Source organism: Streptomyces sp. JJ36, assembly GCF_021696945.1.
Classification (GTDB): Bacteria; Actinomycetota; Actinomycetes; order Streptomycetales; family Streptomycetaceae; genus Streptomyces.
Genome location: NZ_JACYHE010000005.1, coordinates 1 through 16,089, shown reverse-complemented (window position 1 = coordinate 16,089; position 16,089 = coordinate 1). Strand labels below are relative to the sequence as shown.

Annotated in this window: 14 protein-coding genes; 7 read left to right on the top strand and 7 right to left on the bottom strand. The window is 75.2% G+C overall.

Annotated features, from left to right (window positions below; all coding sequences use genetic code 11):
• Positions 1 to 43: 43 nt before the first annotated feature.
• Positions 44 to 520 carry a DUF488 family protein gene (locus HOY81_RS03215; RefSeq protein ID WP_237318063.1) on the bottom strand — a complete coding sequence of 159 codons (477 nt, stop codon included), beginning with the start codon at positions 518 to 520 and terminating at the stop codon, positions 44 to 46.
• Positions 521 to 847: 327 nt separating this feature from the next.
• Between HOY81_RS03215 and HOY81_RS03210 the strand changes: the two genes are divergently transcribed.
• Positions 848 to 1,573, top strand: coding sequence for a hypothetical protein (locus HOY81_RS03210; RefSeq protein ID WP_237317859.1), 726 nt, complete (start codon positions 848 to 850; stop codon positions 1,571 to 1,573).
• A complete protein-coding gene (locus tag HOY81_RS03205) occupies positions 1,566 to 2,006 on the top strand; it encodes a hypothetical protein (protein ID WP_237317857.1) in 441 nt (146 codons plus the stop codon). Before HOY81_RS03210 ends, HOY81_RS03205 begins: the two co-directional genes overlap by 8 nt.
• Before the next feature lie 46 nt (positions 2,007 to 2,052).
• On the opposite strand, the gene HOY81_RS03200 is transcribed toward HOY81_RS03205, so the two are convergent.
• From HOY81_RS03200 to HOY81_RS03180, 5 genes are all read right to left on the bottom strand, one after another.
• Positions 2,053 to 2,850, bottom strand: a complete 798-nt coding sequence (locus HOY81_RS03200) for a hypothetical protein (protein WP_237317856.1) — start codon at positions 2,848 to 2,850, stop codon at positions 2,053 to 2,055.
• A 164-nt stretch (positions 2,851 to 3,014) separates the two neighbouring features.
• A complete protein-coding gene (locus HOY81_RS03195) occupies positions 3,015 to 3,482 on the bottom strand; it encodes a hypothetical protein (protein WP_237317853.1) in 468 nt (155 codons plus the stop codon).
• 244 nt (positions 3,483 to 3,726) lie between these two features.
• Positions 3,727 to 6,096, bottom strand: coding sequence for an ABC transporter permease (locus HOY81_RS03190; RefSeq protein WP_237317851.1), 2,370 nt, complete (start codon positions 6,094 to 6,096; stop codon positions 3,727 to 3,729).
• Positions 6,093 to 6,782, bottom strand: a complete 690-nt coding sequence (locus tag HOY81_RS03185) for an ABC transporter ATP-binding protein (protein ID WP_237317849.1) — start codon at positions 6,780 to 6,782, stop codon at positions 6,093 to 6,095. The genes HOY81_RS03190 and HOY81_RS03185 overlap by 4 nt, the downstream gene beginning before the upstream one ends.
• Before the next feature lie 282 nt (positions 6,783 to 7,064).
• Positions 7,065 to 7,757 carry a TetR/AcrR family transcriptional regulator gene (locus tag HOY81_RS03180; RefSeq protein ID WP_237317847.1) on the bottom strand — a complete coding sequence of 231 codons (693 nt, stop codon included), beginning with the start codon at positions 7,755 to 7,757 and terminating at the stop codon, positions 7,065 to 7,067.
• Between the two features lie 618 nt (positions 7,758 to 8,375).
• Between HOY81_RS03180 and HOY81_RS27265 the strand changes: the two genes are divergently transcribed.
• The 5 genes from HOY81_RS27265 to HOY81_RS03160 all read left to right on the top strand — a co-directional run bounded on the left by HOY81_RS27265 (position 8,376) and on the right by HOY81_RS03160 (position 14,354).
• Positions 8,376 to 8,510 carry a hypothetical protein gene (locus tag HOY81_RS27265; protein ID WP_272892300.1) on the top strand — a complete coding sequence of 45 codons (135 nt, stop codon included), beginning with the start codon at positions 8,376 to 8,378 and terminating at the stop codon, positions 8,508 to 8,510.
• 1,688 nt (positions 8,511 to 10,198) lie between these two features.
• Complete coding sequence (locus HOY81_RS03175) at positions 10,199 to 10,438, top strand: hypothetical protein (RefSeq protein ID WP_237317845.1); 240 nt, start codon at positions 10,199 to 10,201, stop codon at positions 10,436 to 10,438.
• 316 nt (positions 10,439 to 10,754) lie between these two features.
• On the top strand, positions 10,755 to 11,759 hold the full coding sequence (locus tag HOY81_RS03170) for a DUF1906 domain-containing protein (protein WP_237317842.1): 1,005 nt from the start codon (positions 10,755 to 10,757) through the stop codon (positions 11,757 to 11,759).
• Between the two features lie 264 nt (positions 11,760 to 12,023).
• The gene (locus HOY81_RS03165) at positions 12,024 to 12,602 is read left to right on the top strand and encodes a SigE family RNA polymerase sigma factor (protein ID WP_237317840.1); all 579 of its coding nucleotides are present in this window, start codon (positions 12,024 to 12,026) and stop codon (positions 12,600 to 12,602) included.
• A 99-nt stretch (positions 12,603 to 12,701) separates the two neighbouring features.
• Complete coding sequence (locus HOY81_RS03160; protein ID WP_237317838.1) at positions 12,702 to 14,354, top strand: long-chain fatty acid--CoA ligase; 1,653 nt, start codon at positions 12,702 to 12,704, stop codon at positions 14,352 to 14,354.
• Positions 14,355 to 14,607: 253 nt separating this feature from the next.
• Here the strand turns inward: HOY81_RS03160 and HOY81_RS03155 are convergent.
• Positions 14,608 to 16,089, bottom strand: a 1,482-nt coding sequence (locus HOY81_RS03155; protein WP_237317836.1) for a response regulator, incomplete at its 5' end; no start/stop codon positions are given.

Here is a 16,089-nt window from a genome sequence, read left to right as displayed (position 1 = left end):
TCCGGGCAGGGCGCTCTCCGGGCAGGGCGCGGGAGGGCAGGCGTCACCGGCGGTCGTAGTAGAGCAGTCCGTCCTCGCTCACCCGGGCGCCGGCGCTCGGCGGGTGTGCGGTGAGCCGCCCGTCGTGCAGGAGGTGCCGTACGCCCACCCCGCGGACCAGGACGGCGTAGTCGGCGATGAGGCGCCGGTGGCAGCGCCACCAGACGGTCTCCGCGCACATCACCGCGGTGGGCGTGGTGGCGGCCTGCCGCAGCAGGTCGTCCATGGCGGCCAGGAACCGGGGGTCCCGGGTGTGGCCGGCGTACCCGCGGAAGGCGGCGTTCTCCCACCAGGCGTCGGGCGAGTCCGGCGCCGCCCGGCGGAAGCCGCCGAGCCGCTGCTCCCAGCGGTAGTCGATTCCCGCCGCGGGCAGCCACGCGCTCAGGGCGTCCCGGGCGGCGTCCGGGTTGCGCCGGCTGCCGGGCGCGGTCCGTACGTCGACGACGGCGCGCACCCCGGCTCCGTGCAGCAGGGAGGTCATCGCGTCCCGGTCGGCGGTGCCGTGCCCGAACGTCGTCAGCTCCCGCTGCCCGGGGGTGGAGTGGTCTTCGCGGGACACGGCGGTCACCCCGGTCAGGTGCGGGGGAGGGCGACGCCCTCCGGTGGTGCGGGCAGGGCCGTGCCCGGCCTGCGGCCGGTCTCGCCGTCCGGCCGGGCCCGGTCCACGGTAGTCGGCCGTGGTGCCCCCGGCACGCCGGGTGCAGGGCGACGGCGGGCACCGGGCGGGCTGAGCGGCCCGCAGCGGGTGCGTTGTCGGTGCGGCCGCATACGGTTCCGAGGTCGTGGCACGACGTCATGGAGGGGCACGTTGGGAGCCAGGAGCGGCCTGCTGATCTACACCGACGGGGAGGAGGCGCCGGGACTGTTGCGGCAGGTGGGGACGGCCGATCCGCGGCGGACGTCCGCCCTGGTGCGGCGGCTCCACCCGGGCTGGGAGATCGCGCCCGGCGAGGGCTCGGAGCTGTCCGAGGTGTATCCCCCGCCGGGAAGAGTCCGGGCGGCGAGCTGGCCCGGCGTGGACGTCGTGAGCGACCGAGGCGTGATGGCGGGCCCGCCCTCGCAGCTCCCGCAGCGCTACGTCGAGGCGAGCGCCGACCGCCGATTGGTGCTCCACGCGATGCACAGCGTGGTGGACTGGCTGGCATTCGCCGTGTGGGAGGACGGGCGGCTCATACGCTCCCTGAGCCTGTCGCCGGACGACGGGATCGAGGAGAACGTCGGTGTTCCCCTCCGGTTCGAGCTCCCGTACTGGGCCGGCGAGTACCCTGTGGACGTCATGCCGTGGCCGGACGAGGAGGCGCCGTACCCGCTGCCCTTCCACCCGCTCGACATGGGCGAGGACGCCCTGCGCGCACTCTGCGGCTTCACCCTGGAGGGCCTACCCGCGCCCGGGGACGTGGCGGCCGACGACATCGAGCTGTACGGGTTCGACGTGCGGGAACCGGGGCGCTGCCGGCCCGCTGAGCAGCCGGCGGAGCGGAGCACGGCGCGGCAGGATGCGGGGGTGACGAGGGACGGTGACGGTGGTGACTGACGCCGGGGCGGCGCGTTTTGTGCGGTACGAGGGGACGGTCCGGGACCCGCGGGGGCACTTCCCGGGGATCTTCTTCCTGGTGAACGGCCTGGCCCGGGAGGGCCGGCTGAGCGCCGGGGAGGAGCGGTTCCGGCGCGCGGCGAACGACTGGTACGACGCCGCGTACACCAACCCGGCCGAGGTCGACCCGGCCGTCTACGACCACCGGGTCAACCCCGGTGCCGTCGCCTGGTTCAAGATCTCGGCGCGGCATCTGATCGAGCGGGTGGACGGGTATCTGCGGATCCTCGACGCGCACGGGGTCCCCTGCCGCCGCGTGGTGGCGAGCGACCCCGGGGAGATCGTGTACGAGGACGAGGTGCAGGTGGTCGTGGTGCCCCGGCGGGAGGCTGTTGCCGTTCCCGGGCCCGGTGTCCGGGGCGGGGGCGCATGACCGACGGGCCCGGGCGCGCCGTCCCGTCCGCAGGCCGGGCGGTCCGTCAGTCCGGCTGTCCCGGTGGGCAGTCCGCGCCCGGGATGCAGAAGCCGGCGTACGCCCGGTCGAGGGCGAGGGCGATCTTCGGGGCGTCCTCCGGCCGACCGATCGCGATGAGGGAACGGACGGTCCCCGCCGCGTCGCGGAAGGACACCGTCGCCGCCTGGCGTGGGGAGCCGGTCTCGGTCCGGTAGCGGTAGCCGAAGCGTGCCGGGCCCGCGTGTTCCGCGTACGGGTCCTGCGACAGCAGCTCGTATCCGGGCAGGTCGCTGACTCGGTCCCGGAGGGCGCGCGCGGCCTCGTGTGGAGTCATCTCCGGGTCCGGCGCGCGGAGGACGCGCAGCTCCACGCCACCCTCGCCGGACGTGGTGAAGACGACCGCCGTGCCGTCGGTGGCGCGCACGGCGCCTTCGGGAACCAGGAGCGAGAAGCCGCGGCGGTCCACGACCCGTTCATAGGGGGGGATGCGCTGGGCTGGCGGGGCCTGGTCACCGGTCTGCCAGGTCAGCAGGCCCGCCACCGAGGCGATGAGCGCGACCAGAAGGCTCGTCAGGACGGGGCGCCGTCCGCCCCTCGAGGCGGTGTGGACGAGGACGTCTCCCCGGGCCTGGACGAGGGCGTGTTCCGGCCTTCCGTCACCCGTGGGGAGTCCCGCCGGTGCCCGGCCGTAGGGGTCGTCGGCCGGCCGGAACCGGGAGACACCGTGCCGCGGCTGGACGAGGGTCCGCCGGCTGAACCGCCGGTCGCCGGGACGGCGTTCGCCGGCCCGCCCCGTCTCCCGCGGCCTGGTCGGCAGGGACACGCCGAGGACCGCTGCCGCGCAGCGGCGCGGCAGCGTGTACGGGCTGGGCCGGCGCACGGCCGTCCCCGGCGGGGCGGAGCGGGCCCCGAGAACCGCGCTGAGGACGCGCCGCGCCACGCCGCGCCGCGCCGCGCCAGGGTGCCCGGGAGGGTGACGGGGCGCGGTCACGGGGTGCTGCCCTGGCCGCTGGCGGAAGGGGCGGGCCCCGGGGTGTCGGCCGGCGAGTCCGGGGCGGGCCCCGGTGCCGGGGACTGCACCGGGTTCGCGGCCTGGGGTGCGGCGGTGCCGGTCACGGCCTCGTTGACGGACGAGAACTGCCCGAGCTGCACCAGCAGTGCGGGCGCGGAGATGCCGACGGCGAGGGCCGCGTAGGCACCGGTGATCTGGCCCGAGGTACCGAAGAGCAGAGCGGCGACGCCGCCGAGCAGGGCGTGGAAGAGGAGGGCGACGGTGTCCGGCAGCGGGTCGAAGTAGTCCCCGAGGGGCGGCGGGGGTTCGCCGGCCTCCGCGCTCGGGCCGCTGCGGTGGGTGTGGCGTGCCGCGCGCCAGCTCATCGTCTGGTGGTAGGCGTCGACGAGGCCGCGTACGGAGCCGCCCGCGGCGCCCAGCGCCAGCAGCGTCACCGTGTCCACAGCACCCTGCCTCCCCCTCCGGCGCCTCCGTCCGTACGGTCCCGGCCGGACCGGTCTGGCGGCCGGCCGCGCCGTCACGCAGGGTACGCGGACCGCCGCCGCCCGTGCCAGTGGAACGGCGGTACCCGGGGCGCACCGCCCCGGGCGGGGAGCCCGGGGAGAACCGGGCGCCCCGGGCCGGGCCCCGCGGCGGCATCGCCCGGGGCGCCTGCCCCCACCTACGGGTCCGCCTACGGGGACCTTCCTACTGGGCCCGTTCCCGCACCACGCGGGCGACGTCGAGGCGTCGCACCATGCGGATGGCGGGGAGCTGCGAGAGCAGCGAGGCGGCGAAGACCGCCGTCGTGGCGCCGAGCAGTACCGGCGGCCCGAGGGAGAGCTCCATGGTGACCATGTCGCTGTTGAAGGCGCGCAGCGAGGCCCATGCCGCCGCCGTGCCGGCGGCCAGCCCGAGGGGTACCGCGAGCAGCGTGGCCGTGAGGTTCTCGGTGGCCAGCAGGGAGGCGAGGCGGCGCAGGGAGACCCCGGCGGCGCGCAGGGTGGCGAGTTCGCTGCTGCGTTCGGCGACGTTGACGGTCATGGTCACGGAGATGACGGTCAGCGCCAGTGCCCCGCCGAGGACCAGCATCACCAGGGTGAAGACGCGGAACAGCCCGAGGTAGTCGTCCACCTGCCGCCGCAGTGCCTGTTCGTCGGTGTACGAGACGACCCCCGGCAGGCCGGTGATCCGTGCCCGGGCCGCCTCCCGGGCATCCGTGCCGGTGCCGTCGGCGAAGCGGAGCTGATAGGCGTCGCCGGGGCTTCCGGTGATCGAGCGGGCGGTGTCCCGGGTGGCGTAGACGGCGGTGCCCAGCGGTTCGTCGACGAGCCCGGCGAGCCGTACGCGGGTGGTCCGGCCGGCTGCGGTGTGCACGGTGAGGGTGTCGCCGACGGAGATGTCCAGCCGGCCGGTGAGCGCCCGGCCGCCCAGCACCGCGCCGTCGCCGGGGAGCCGGGTGCGGCCGCCGTCGTCCGTACGGAAGCCGTGCATGCTGGTGCCGGGCCGGAAGCCGGTGAGCGTGGTGGCGTACGAGTGGCCGTCGGAGGTGACGGTGACGGGCGCCTCGGTGACCCGTTCGACGTCCGTCACCCGGGGCACCTCGGCGAGCTTCTCCTGCAGGTCGGGCCCGCCGGCCCGGGTGGTGACGGTGGCGTCCTGCCGCTGCACCGTGTCGAACTGCACGTCCAGCAGGGTGCGCAGGCTCGTGATCATGCCGACGGAGGCGAGCACCAGGATCAGGGAGAGGACGGTGCCGGTCATGGTGGCCAGGGTGCGTCGGCGGCTGCGGGTGAGTTCGCGGAGGGCCATGCGCCCCGTGACGGGCAGCCAGTGGGCGCGCGCCACCAGACGGCTCCACCGCCCCGGGGGCCGCAGGGAGCCGGCGTCCCCGCGCATCGCCTCCGCGGGCGCCGTACGCGACGCGGAGAGCGCCGGGGCGAGCGCACCGGCGACCCCCACCAGCACCCCGAAGACCAGGCCCAGCGCGAGCGTCAGCGGGCTGTTCCGCACCACGGTGTCCGGGATGTCGAGGGCGGAGGTGTACGCCCGGGTCACCGCGGCGGTGGCCACCGTGCCCAGCGCCGCGCCGAGCACTCCGCCGGCCGTGCCGGCGGCCAGCCCGTGCCCGAGGTAGTGCCGTACGACGGTGCCGCGGGGCGCGCCGCCGGCGAGGAAGGTCGCGATGATCTTCCGCTCGGCCAGCACCAGCCGGGTCAGCAGGACGTACGAGGCGACGGCGGCCGCGGAGAGGAAGAGCAGCGGGAAGCCGAACGCGAGCTGTTCGAAGCCCTTGAGGTCCTCCTGGAGGGTGGCGTGCGAGGGCTGGTCGGCGCGCGGCACCACGTCCACGGCGCCGGCCTCGCGCAGCCGGCCGGCGACGCGGTCGGCGGCGCCTCCGTCGCGGGCTTCCGCGGCGAGCCGGACGAGCGTCTGCTGCTCCGCGGAGTCCCCGGCCAGGGCCCGGGCGGTCGCGCCGGGCGCGAAGACCGCGGCGAAGGAGTGCGGGTCGGCCAGGATCTGCTGCCGGCTGGGCGCGGGCCACAGGTACTCGGGGGAGACGGCGATACCGCGTACGGTCAGCGTCCGCCAGCCGGAACCGTCGTACGCGCGCAGGGTGTCGCCCGGCTCCAGGTGGAAGGTGTCGGCGGCGTGCCGTTCGACGAGCACGCCGTCCGGGGCGCCGGGGGAGAGCCCGCGGCCTTCGGTGACGTCCACCCGGTTCACCGCGGCCCGGGTACCGGCGGGGAGGCCGAGCACCCGCCCGGCGAGCTTGTCGTCGCCGATGCCGAGCGGCACGCGGGCGGTGGTGCGGGTGGCCACGGCGGCGACGCCCTCGGCGTCCCGCACGGCGTCCGCGATCCGGTCCGGGGCGCCGCCGGAGGCGGTGAGGTCGGCGAAGTGCAGGCGTTCGTAGGTGCGTTCGTAGGAGGCGCCGAGGTTCCGGTACGCGTCGTAGCTGGCGACGAAGAGCAGCACCCCGGTCAGCACGGTCAGCGCGATCGCGCAGCACTGCGGGAGCCGGCGGCGCAGGTCGCGCCCGGTCTTGGCGAGCATGATGCGGTGCACGGCGCTCACCAGCTCACTGCGAGCGCGTCGGCCGGCTCGGCGTTCCGCTCCACGGACTCGATACGGCCGTCCCGCATGGTCACCACGCGGTGCGCGATCCTCGCGACCGAGGCGTTGTGCGTGACCATGAGCACGGTACGACCCTGGCGGTTGGTCTCCTGGAGCAGCCGCAGCACGGAGACGCCGGTGGCGACGTCGAGGGCGCCGGTCGGCTCGTCGGCGAGCAGCACGTCGGGGTCGGTGGCGAGGGCGCGGGCGAGCGAGACCCGCTGCTGCTGGCCGCCGGAGAGCTGGGCGGGGAAGTTGTCCATCCGGTCGCCGAGGCCGACGGAGCTCAGCAGTTCCGGTACCTCCCGCCGGCCGCCGCGCCCGGTGAGTTCCACCATGGCCTCGACGTTCTCCCGGGCGGTGAGGGTGGGCACGAGGTTGAAGAACTGGAAGACGAAGGCCACCCGCTCCCGCCGGAAGGCCACCAGCTCGTTGGGGGAGCGTCCGGTGAGGTCCGCCCCGGCGACCCGGAGCTCGCCGCGGTCGGCCGGCTCGATGCCGCCGAGGACGTTGAGCAGCGTGGTCTTGCCGGAGCCGCTGGGGCCCAGGACGACGACCAGTTCGCCGGGGCCGATGTCGAGGTCGACGCCGTCCAGCGCGTTCAGCGCGGCCTCGCCGGTGCCGTAGGTCTTGGTGACGCCGCGCATGCGGATCTCACCGCGCCGAGCGGCCGAGGGGGCGGGGCGGGGCGGCGCCGGTGCGGCTGCCGCTGTCCCCGGCTGCGCCTCCGGGGCTGCGGCCGGGCCGGACGCTGGGTCTGAGGCCGGGCCCGACCGTGGATCTGATGCCGCATCTGCTGCCGGCCGGGTCTCCGGACCGGTCCCTGTTCCGGTCTCCGGTCCGGTCCCTGGGTCGGTTTCTGCCATGGCGGTTCCTCCTCGGGTGGGCGGCGCCCGCGGCGGCCTGGTCCGGTGCCGCGGGCGCCTGGGTCAGCCGGTCGCCCCGGGTGCACCGGGCGCACCGGGTGCGGTGCCGTCGTGTGGCGGGTGGCCGGCGGGGTGCTGCTCGGGGTGTTGCTCCGGGTGTGTGGTGCCGGCGCCCTGCGGCGAGGGGCCGGAGAGGCCGACCAGGCGCCGCAGCGCGCCGGTCACCGGGATCTCGGCGAGCGCGGGGTCGACCAGCCGGTGCAGCACCAGGCCGTCGATGGCCGCGCCCAGGAGCAGGGCGGTGGCCTCGTTGTCCTCCGCCACGCCGCTCGACGCGAGCCATTGGGCGACGCGGCCGCGCCACTCCGCGAGCAGTGCCGCCAGTTCGCGGCGGAGCCGTTCGTGCCGGGTGGAGGCCAGCAGCATCTCGCTGAACAGGATCGTCGCCGGGTCCTCGGAGGAGTAGGCGGCCATCTGTTCGAGGATCTGGTCCACGCCGGTCGCCGGGTCGGCGGCCTCCGCCAGGGCCAGGGTCGCGACCTCCACCTCGCGCCGTACCCGGTCGAGCGCGGCGTCGATGAGCAGGTCGTTGACGCTGGCGAAGTGGTAGTGCACGAGGCCCGCGCGCAGGCCGGCGCGGTCGGCCACCTTGCGGGTGGTCACCCCGCCCCAGCCCTCTTCCACGATCAGCTGCGCTGCGGCGTCGAGCAGCTTGGTGCGGCTCTCCTGGCCTCGTTCCGCCGAGGTCGGGGTCATGTCCACTCCGGTTCCGTCTCGGGCGAACGTGCGGTCGAACGCAGAAGTGGGGCAGACAGCAGTCGGATGGGGCGTTCGCACCGGGCGTTCGTCTTGGGCGTTTGCCCTACACGGTAGCACTCGCACGACCGGTGCGGTACGGCGCCCGGAGGCGCGGGGTGGCAGACGGTTGTGAACGGGTGCGCGGGCGCGGGGCACGCGGGGCTCGTGGGGGCGCGTGACGACGTGGTGTGAGGGGGCGCGGGGTGATGGGCCGTACGGGTGTGCCCTGGGTGCCTCTCGCGCACCGTTCAGCGCGGGGTCAGCGGAAGGTCAGTCCGCGAGGTCAGACTGACCCCGGGGTACGCGTGCACCCCGCCCGCGCTGGCGGACGACCGCCCGGGGCCCGCGGAGGGAGCGGGACGCGACCGCTCCGTGCGAAAGGTGGAATCCCTGATGAGCGTGCTGTCGGCATCCCCGCCCCCGGACGCGCCGAAGGCCCCGGCGGCCCCGTCCGCCGAGCCGCCGCCTCGGGACCCCGCCCGCGAAGGCGAGTCCGGTGGGTCCGGTGGGGCAGGTGGGCCCTCCGGAGGTGGACGGGCCGCATCGGGCGCAGAGCCCGGCGGCACCGAGGCGGACGTGGCGGCGGCAGGCGGCCGCCCGGCCGGCGGGCCACTCCCGTTCGCCGAGCTGGAGATGGGGTCGCTGAGCATCGAGGAGCTGCTCGTGGTCATCCAGTCCCGGGTGGGCGCCCGGGGGTACGCCCAGCGCTGATCGCGGCAGCAGCGGCACGGGCAGCGGGCGGGGGTGGCTGGGCAGTCGTGGCCGGGTGCGGGTCGGTGGGTGGATGCGGTCACTGATGGGCGGGCTACGGGGGGAGGGGTGGTGGGTGGCGGGCTCGTTCATGCTGCTGGTGGCGGGTGGCGTGGTGGGCCGGGGTTCACCCGTCTGTGACGGGTGAGGCGGCGGGGCGGTCGGTAGCCGGTGACGGGGGTGCCCTGGCGGGCTGCTGCCGCGCTGTGGCTGGGGTTTCGTCTTCTCGCTCCGCTCGTGTCACGTCGGTGGCACTGCGGGGTCTGTCTGCGGGCCGTTCCGGAGTGGGGGTACGCCCCCTGGCCTCCCCGCAGCCCAGGGGAGCCGGCCGGGGCTCGCGGGGGCCGGCCGGGCACTCGCCGGGGGATGGCCGGAGCTCGCGCGAGCCGGCCGGACGCTCGCGCTGCCGCCTGGTGAGAAGGCGGGATGCCCGGCGCCCGGGGCCAGGCCGGTGATGTCCGGCGCGCGGCGTGTCACTTGGCGGGGTCCCGAGCCCGGGTGCGACCTGCGGGCGTCCCCAGGCCTGGCGGACCGGGCCTGCCCCCGGGGAAGCGCCCCACGAACCGGGACGTAAGGGCCGCCTCCGGGGAACCACCCCTGACATACCCCGGGCGATCTTGTACTGGTCCACGTAAATCCCATATCCGAGCCGAATTGTGGGCCTTTCGTGGACCAGTACAAGATCGTCATAGGCGCCGCCCGCTGAGACCCCTTACCCCCGCCCGCAACAGGGCAGCCCCGCCCCGAGCAAGCCGGACATATGTGGCATTCCGCGAATGGATCTTGTACTGGGTCCACGCTTTTGATAAAAATCGGCCCAAATCTGTCAAAAGCGTGGACCGGCACAAGATCATCCGAGAGTCGTCAGGGGTGGTGCCCACCGGCGGCCCTTACGCCACCCGGTTCGGGAGTACGTGCCGGGTCCAGGCCGTGCCCGGCCAGTCCCCGCGACTGCGAGCCGCGCGTACCCCCGCTCCGGAACGGCCCGCAGACAGACCACGCAGTGCCACCGACGTGACACGAGCGGAGCGAGAAGACGAAACCCCAGCCACAGCGCGGCAGCAGCCCGCCAGGGCACCCCCGTCACCGGCTACCGACCGCCCCGCCGCCCCGCCCCGTCACAGACGGGTGAACCCCAGCCGACCACGCCACCCGCCACCAGCAACATGAACGAGCCCGCCACCCACCACCCCTCCCCCCGTAGCCAGCCAAGCAGTGACCGGACCACGGGACGGCCCGCACCCGGCGGTCAGGCCGCCACCACCCCGGCCGCGAAGCCGTCACCCACCCGACAGGTGCTCCTCCTCGAGGGCGTACAGACGTACGACCGGGGTCCGCCCGGGAGCGTGCGCGGGCGCGCGTGGCTGACCTGCGGGAATGCGGGTTGGCCGAAAAGCACCCGGCGGGCGTGCCCCGGCGCGGCAAGGGCTGCGCGGGGGCGTGCGCCGCTGCGCGCCGTTTCGGGGCGCACAGAGGTTTATCGACAGATCGTCATGCCTGGGTGGGAATCGGGAGGTGCGGGAGGTTCGGCGGAGGTTCCCGGGGCAAGTCTGGTGGCGCGACGTCGCAGTCACACCGGGTGAGGCGGCCGGATCCCGGCCCGACGACCTGGGAACACGAAGAACTTTCCGGTTCTGGAGGGAACACCCATGGCACGTATCCGTACGGCCCGCGTCCTCGCCGCGGTGGCCGCTGTCCCGGTCGCGGTCGCCCTGATGGGCGGGGTGGCGCAGGCGGACACCGGCACCAACGGCATCGTCAACACGCAGGTCGCCGGTGGCAGCAGCGGCGTCGGCAATCAGGCCAACAACGCCGGCGTCAACAACTCCGGCTTCACCCACATCGACCAGGACAACGTGGCGGTGAACTTCGCCGCGTTCGACTTCTGAGGGTCAGCGGAGCCGGGGCTTCCTGCTCGGGGAGTGCAGGGGTTGTGGCAACGCCCAGGCAGTGCGCCCGTACCACCAGGTGCGGGCGCACCGCCCTGTCCGGGGCGTGCGTGTCCGTCCGGCCCGTGAGCGACCCGCTCCGCGCGGGGGTGTCCCCGGCGTCCGCTGCCGGCGCCCTGCCTCCGGCTCCACTTCTCCCGCCTCCGGCTGCTGCGAACGGCTGAACTCCGGGCCCGGTGGCACCTCACGACCGGCATGTCGTCGCTGTCCTGACGTGCCCGCGCCGTTCACTCGCCTCATGCGGCAGAAAACTCACATGATGCGACGAGCCGGCGTCCTGATCGCCGCACTCGCCTCGCTGCTGGCCGGCCCGGCCACCGTCCCGGCTTCCGCGAACGCCGGCCCCGGCGCTCCGGACCCCGTGCCCGCCCTCGCGGGCGCCCTCACCGGCGAGACGCCGGGCGAGGTTCCCGGCGCTCTCCCCGCCGAAGCCTTCGCCCCCGTCCCCGCCGAGTACCCCGCCCGGCACCCCGCCGGGTCCTCGGCAGGCCAACCCGCCCACCCGGCGGCGGGCGCGCCCGCCGTCCCGTACGACTACGCCCCGCGCACCTTCACCGGGGTCGGCTTCGACACCTGCCACACCCCCTCCTTCGAGACGATGCAGGACTGGACCGCCTCCCCGTACCGCGCGGTCGGCGTCTACATCGGCGGTCGCGCCCGCGCCTGCCCCGACCAGCCGAACCTCACCCCGGGCTGGGTACGCGCGGTGGACTCGCTCGGCTGGCGGCTGCTGCCGCTGTACGTCGGCTCGCAGGCGCCCTGCGTGCACGCGAAGGGCAAGCGCCGGTACACCATCGACGGGTACGCGCCCCGGTACCAGGGTGTACGCGAGGGCGCGGACGCCGTGCGCCAAGCGCGTGCCCTGGGCATGCACGAGGGCAGTCCCGTCTACCTCGACATGGAGGCGTACGACCAGCGCAACGCCTCCTGCGCCCGCACCACCCTGGCCTTCGTCCAGGGCTGGTCGCGCGAGGTGCGCCGGCACGGCTATCTGCCGGGCTTCTACAGCAGCTCGACCTCCGGCATCCAGCACATGGAGCGGGCGCGCCGGGCCGGCGCGGGCGACCTCCCGGGCGCGGTCTGGTTCGCCCGCTGGCAGGAGGAGCCGGACCTGTTCGGCGAGCCGGTGCTCGCGTCCGACGCCTGGCAGCCGCACCGCCGCGTCCACCAGTACCGCGGCAACATCCGGCAGACCTGGGGCGGCCGCACCCTGAAGATCGACGCGAACCTGGTGGACGCACCGGTCGCCGTGGTGGGATAGCCGCACGGCGCACAGCGCACGCGGCCGGCCGCGTCCGCCCCGGGCCACACCGCGCGGCACGGCACCGCGCGCACGGCACCGCGCGGCCCGGGTGACCCGGGTCACGTGCTCGGAGGCCTTTTCCGAGAGCACCCCTGAGGCCCGCGGCGGGCCGCCTCCACCTGCGGGAGGTGGAGGTGGCCCGACCCCTACTCCCTAGGGCGGACGCACCATCGGGACCTGCGGCCGATCCGCGGGACACCCGTGCGCTTCTAGCGTTGAGCCATGACCACGCCTGGGACCGAACGGAGCGCCCGAGCCTCCGTCTCGACCGTGACGCCGCTGACGTTCACGTCGTACGTGCGGAACCGCGGCCCGGTGCTCCTGCGCACCGCCCGCTCGCTGACCGCCAACCCGGCCGACGCCGAGGACCTGCTCCAGACCGCGCTCACCAAGACCTACCTGTCGTGGGAGCGCATCGAGGACCACCGCGCGCTGGACGGCTACGTCCGCCGGGCGCTGCTGAACACCCGCACCTCGCAGTGGCGCAAGCGCAAGGTGGACGAGTTCGCCGTGGAGGACCTGCCGGAGCCGGAGCCGCAGGCGGGCCCGGACCCGGCGGAGCAGCAGGCGGTGCGGGACGCGATGTGGCGGGCCGTGCTGCGGCTGCCGGCCCGGCAGCGGGCGATGGTGGTGCTGCGCTACTACGAGGATCTCAGCGAGGTGCAGACCGCCGAGGTGCTCGGGGTGTCCGTCGGCACGGTGAAGAGCGCGGTCTCCCGCGCGCTGGCCAAGCTCCGCGAGGACCCGCAACTCGCCGCCGACGCCCTGGGAGAGCCCGGCCCGGCCACGGCGGCCGCCTAGCGCCCCGGACACATTTTCGCCACGAGGTAGTGACATACCGCGTGGTATGCCCGCAGAATCGCAGCACCCTTACCAGCCCGTAAACTCGGGAGGCACCCGGTGCTGAGCACGATGCAGGACGTACCGCTGACCGTCACGCGCATTCTGCGGCACGGCTCGACGGTCCACGACAAGTCGCAGGTCACGACCTGGACCGGCGAGGGAGAGCCGCACCGGCGGAGCTTCGCGGAGATCGGTGCGCGCAGCGCCCGGCTCGCCCACGCCCTCCGGGACGAGCTGGGCGTCCGTCCCGGCGACCGGGTGGCCACCCTGATGTGGAACAACGCGGAACACGTCGAGGCGTACTTCGCCATCCCCGCCATGGGCTCCGTCCTGCACACCCTCAACCTCCGGCTCCCCCCGGAGCAGCTCGTCTACATCGCCAACCACGCGGCCGACCGGGTCGTGCTGGTCAACGGCTCGCTGCTGCCGCTCCTCGCGCCGCTGCTGCCCCGCCTGGAGACGGTCGAGCACGTGGTGGTCGTCGGCCCCGGCGACACCTCGGCGCTGGACGGCGCCCGCCCGGCCGTGCACGAGTACGAGGCGCTGCTGGACGGCCGCCCGGACTCCTACGACTGGCCCGAGCTGGACGAGCGCGAGGCCGCCGCGATGTGCTACACCTCCGGCACCACCGGCGACCCCAAGGGCGTGGTCTACTCCCACCGTTCCATCTACCTGCACGCCATGCAGGTCAACATGACCGAGTCCATGGGCCTGACGGACGCCGACACCACACTGCCGGTGGTGCCGATGTTCCACGTCAACGCCTGGGGGCTGCCGCACGCCACCTTCATGACCGGCGTCGGCATGCTGATGCCGGACCGCTTCCTGCAGCCCGGACCGCTCGCCGAGATGATCGAGACCGAGCGCCCCACGCACGCCGCCGCCGTGCCGACCATCTGGCAGGGCCTGCTGGCCGAGCTGGCGGAGAAGCCGCGGGACATCTCCTGCATGAAGAGCGTGACCATCGGAGGCTCCGCGTGCCCGCCCGCCATGATGCGGACCTTCGAGGAGAAGTACGGCGTCACCGTCTGCCACGCCTGGGGCATGACCGAGACCTCCCCGCTGGGCACCGTCGCCAACCCGCCGCGCGGCCTGACCGGCGAGGACGCCTGGCCGTACCGCATCACCCAGGGCCGCTTCCCGGCCTCCGTGGAGGCCCGGCTGGTCGGCCCGGACGGCAGCTTCATGCCGTGGGACGGCGAGTCCGCGGGGGAGCTGGAGGTCCGCGGCTCGTGGATCGCCGGGTCCTACTACGGGGGCGCGGGCGCCGAGTCCGTGCGGCCCGAGGACAAGTTCAGCCCGGACGGCTGGCTGCGCACCGGTGACGTCGGCGTCATCACCCCGGACGGCTACCTCACCCTCACCGACCGCGCCAAGGACGTCATCAAGTCCGGCGGCGAGTGGATCTCCTCGGTCGAGCTGGAGAACACGCTGATGGCGCACGAGGCCGTGGCCGAGGCCGCCGTGATCGCCGTGCCGGACGAGCGCTGGGGCGAGCGGCCGCTGGCCGCCGTCGTGCTGCAGGAGGACGCGGGCGACGTGACGTACGGGGAGCTGCGCGCCTTCCTCGGCGAGCGCCTCGCCCGCTGGCAGCTCCCGGAGCGCTGGACCCGGATCGCGGAGGTGCCGAAGACCAGCGTGGGCAAGTTCGACAAGAAGGTACTGCGGGCGCAGTACGCGGCGCAGGAGCTGGACGTCACCACGCTCTGACGGCCCGCGCCCGCCGTATGCGCCGGTGGGCGAACGCGCGAGCCGTACGCGCCGGCCGTGCCTACCGGTGGTACGCGTGCGCCGGTGGTGCGGGCGGGCGTACGCATGCCGTGGCGGGCCCCCGCCGGGGTGCGGGGCCGGGGCCCGCGGGCCTGCGTGCGGGCGGGCCGGTGCACGCGCGTGCACCGGCCGCTGCACGCGAGGGGCTTCTGGGGCGCGGGGGCTGCGCCACGGTCGCGTGCACCGCGTCCCGTCAGGTGGCGCCGATCTTGGCCAGCAGGTCCACGATCCGCCCCTGCACCTCGGCGTTGGTCGAGCGTTCCGCCAGGAACAGCACCGTCTCGCCGGAGGCCAGTCGTTGCAGCGCGCCCGGGTCCATGCCCGCGGAGGTGTACACGACGAAGGGCGTGCGGTTGAGCAGGCCGTTCACCCGGAGCCAGTCGATGATCCCGGCGCGCCGCCGCCGCACCTGCATCAGGTCCATCACGACCAGGTTCGGCCGGACCTGCGCCGCCACGTTCACCGCGTCCGAGTCCGTGGGCGCGTGTGCCACCTGCATCCCGCGCCGCTCCAGCGTCGCCGCGAACGCGCCCGCGATCGCCTCCTGTTCCTCCACCAGCAGCACCCGCGGCGGGTGCTGTTCGCTGTCCCGCGGTGCGAGCGCCTTCAGCAGCACGGCGGGGTCGGCGCCGTACGCCGCCTCCCGGGTCGCCTGCCCCAGACCGGCCGTGACCAGCACCGGAACCTCGGCGGCCACGGCCGCCTGCCGCAGCGACTGGAGCGCGGTGCGCGTGATCGGGCCGGTGAGCGGGTCGACGAAGAGCGCGGCGGGATAGGCCGCGATCTGGGCGTCCACCTCCTCCCGGGAATGCACGATCACCGGGCGGTAGCCGCGGTCGGAGAGCGCCTGCTGGGTGGAGACGTCCGGTTCCGGCCAGACCAGCAGCCGCCGCGGGTTGTCCAGCGGCTCCGGCGGCAGCTCGTCGTCGACCGGTACGGGCCGCAGCGGCATCGTGAGGCCCGCGCCCTCGGTGACCTCGACGGCGCCGTTCGGTCCGTCCAGCGGTTCCGGGCCCTCGGCCGCGCCCGCGTCGGGCGCCCCTATCGCGAACTCGCGCGCCGGCGTACGACCGTGCCCGCCCGTGGGCGGCCCCTGCGGGGCGTGCGGCTGGGGCCCGGGTGCCGGTGGGCTCCCGGGACCGGCGTGCGGAGCCGCTCCCGCGCCCTGGGCGCCGCCCGTACGTTCCTCCGCCTCCGCCGGGGGCGTCGCCAGCTTGCGCCGCCGCCCCGAGCCCGGCGGCGGAGTGGGCGTCGACGGGGTGGACGGGATGGCGCCGCCGGCGCCGCCCGCGGACTGCCCGGAGCCGCCGCCCTGCTCGGTGAGGCGGCGGGCGAAGGGCACGCCCTGGCCGAGCGTACGCACGCTGATGCCGCCCGAGGACTGCGGGGACTGCTCCGTCTCGCCGGGCCGCGGCGTGCCCTGCCGGGCGGCGGGGAGCTGGGGCACCGGACCGCCACCGAGTATGGGGCTGCCGGCGACCCGGGACGGTTCGGCGGGCCGCGGCTCCCCCTCGTCGGGCGCGGTGGGGCCGCCGCCCGGGGCCTCCGCGGGCGGCTCGCCCGGGGTGGGGCCGCCGTGCGCACCGGGGGCCGGAGTCGCCGGATCCCGCTCCATGGGGGCCTCCGCGGGCAGCGGCAGCGACGCGCCCGGCGTCGGCCCGCCGCCGGGCGGGAC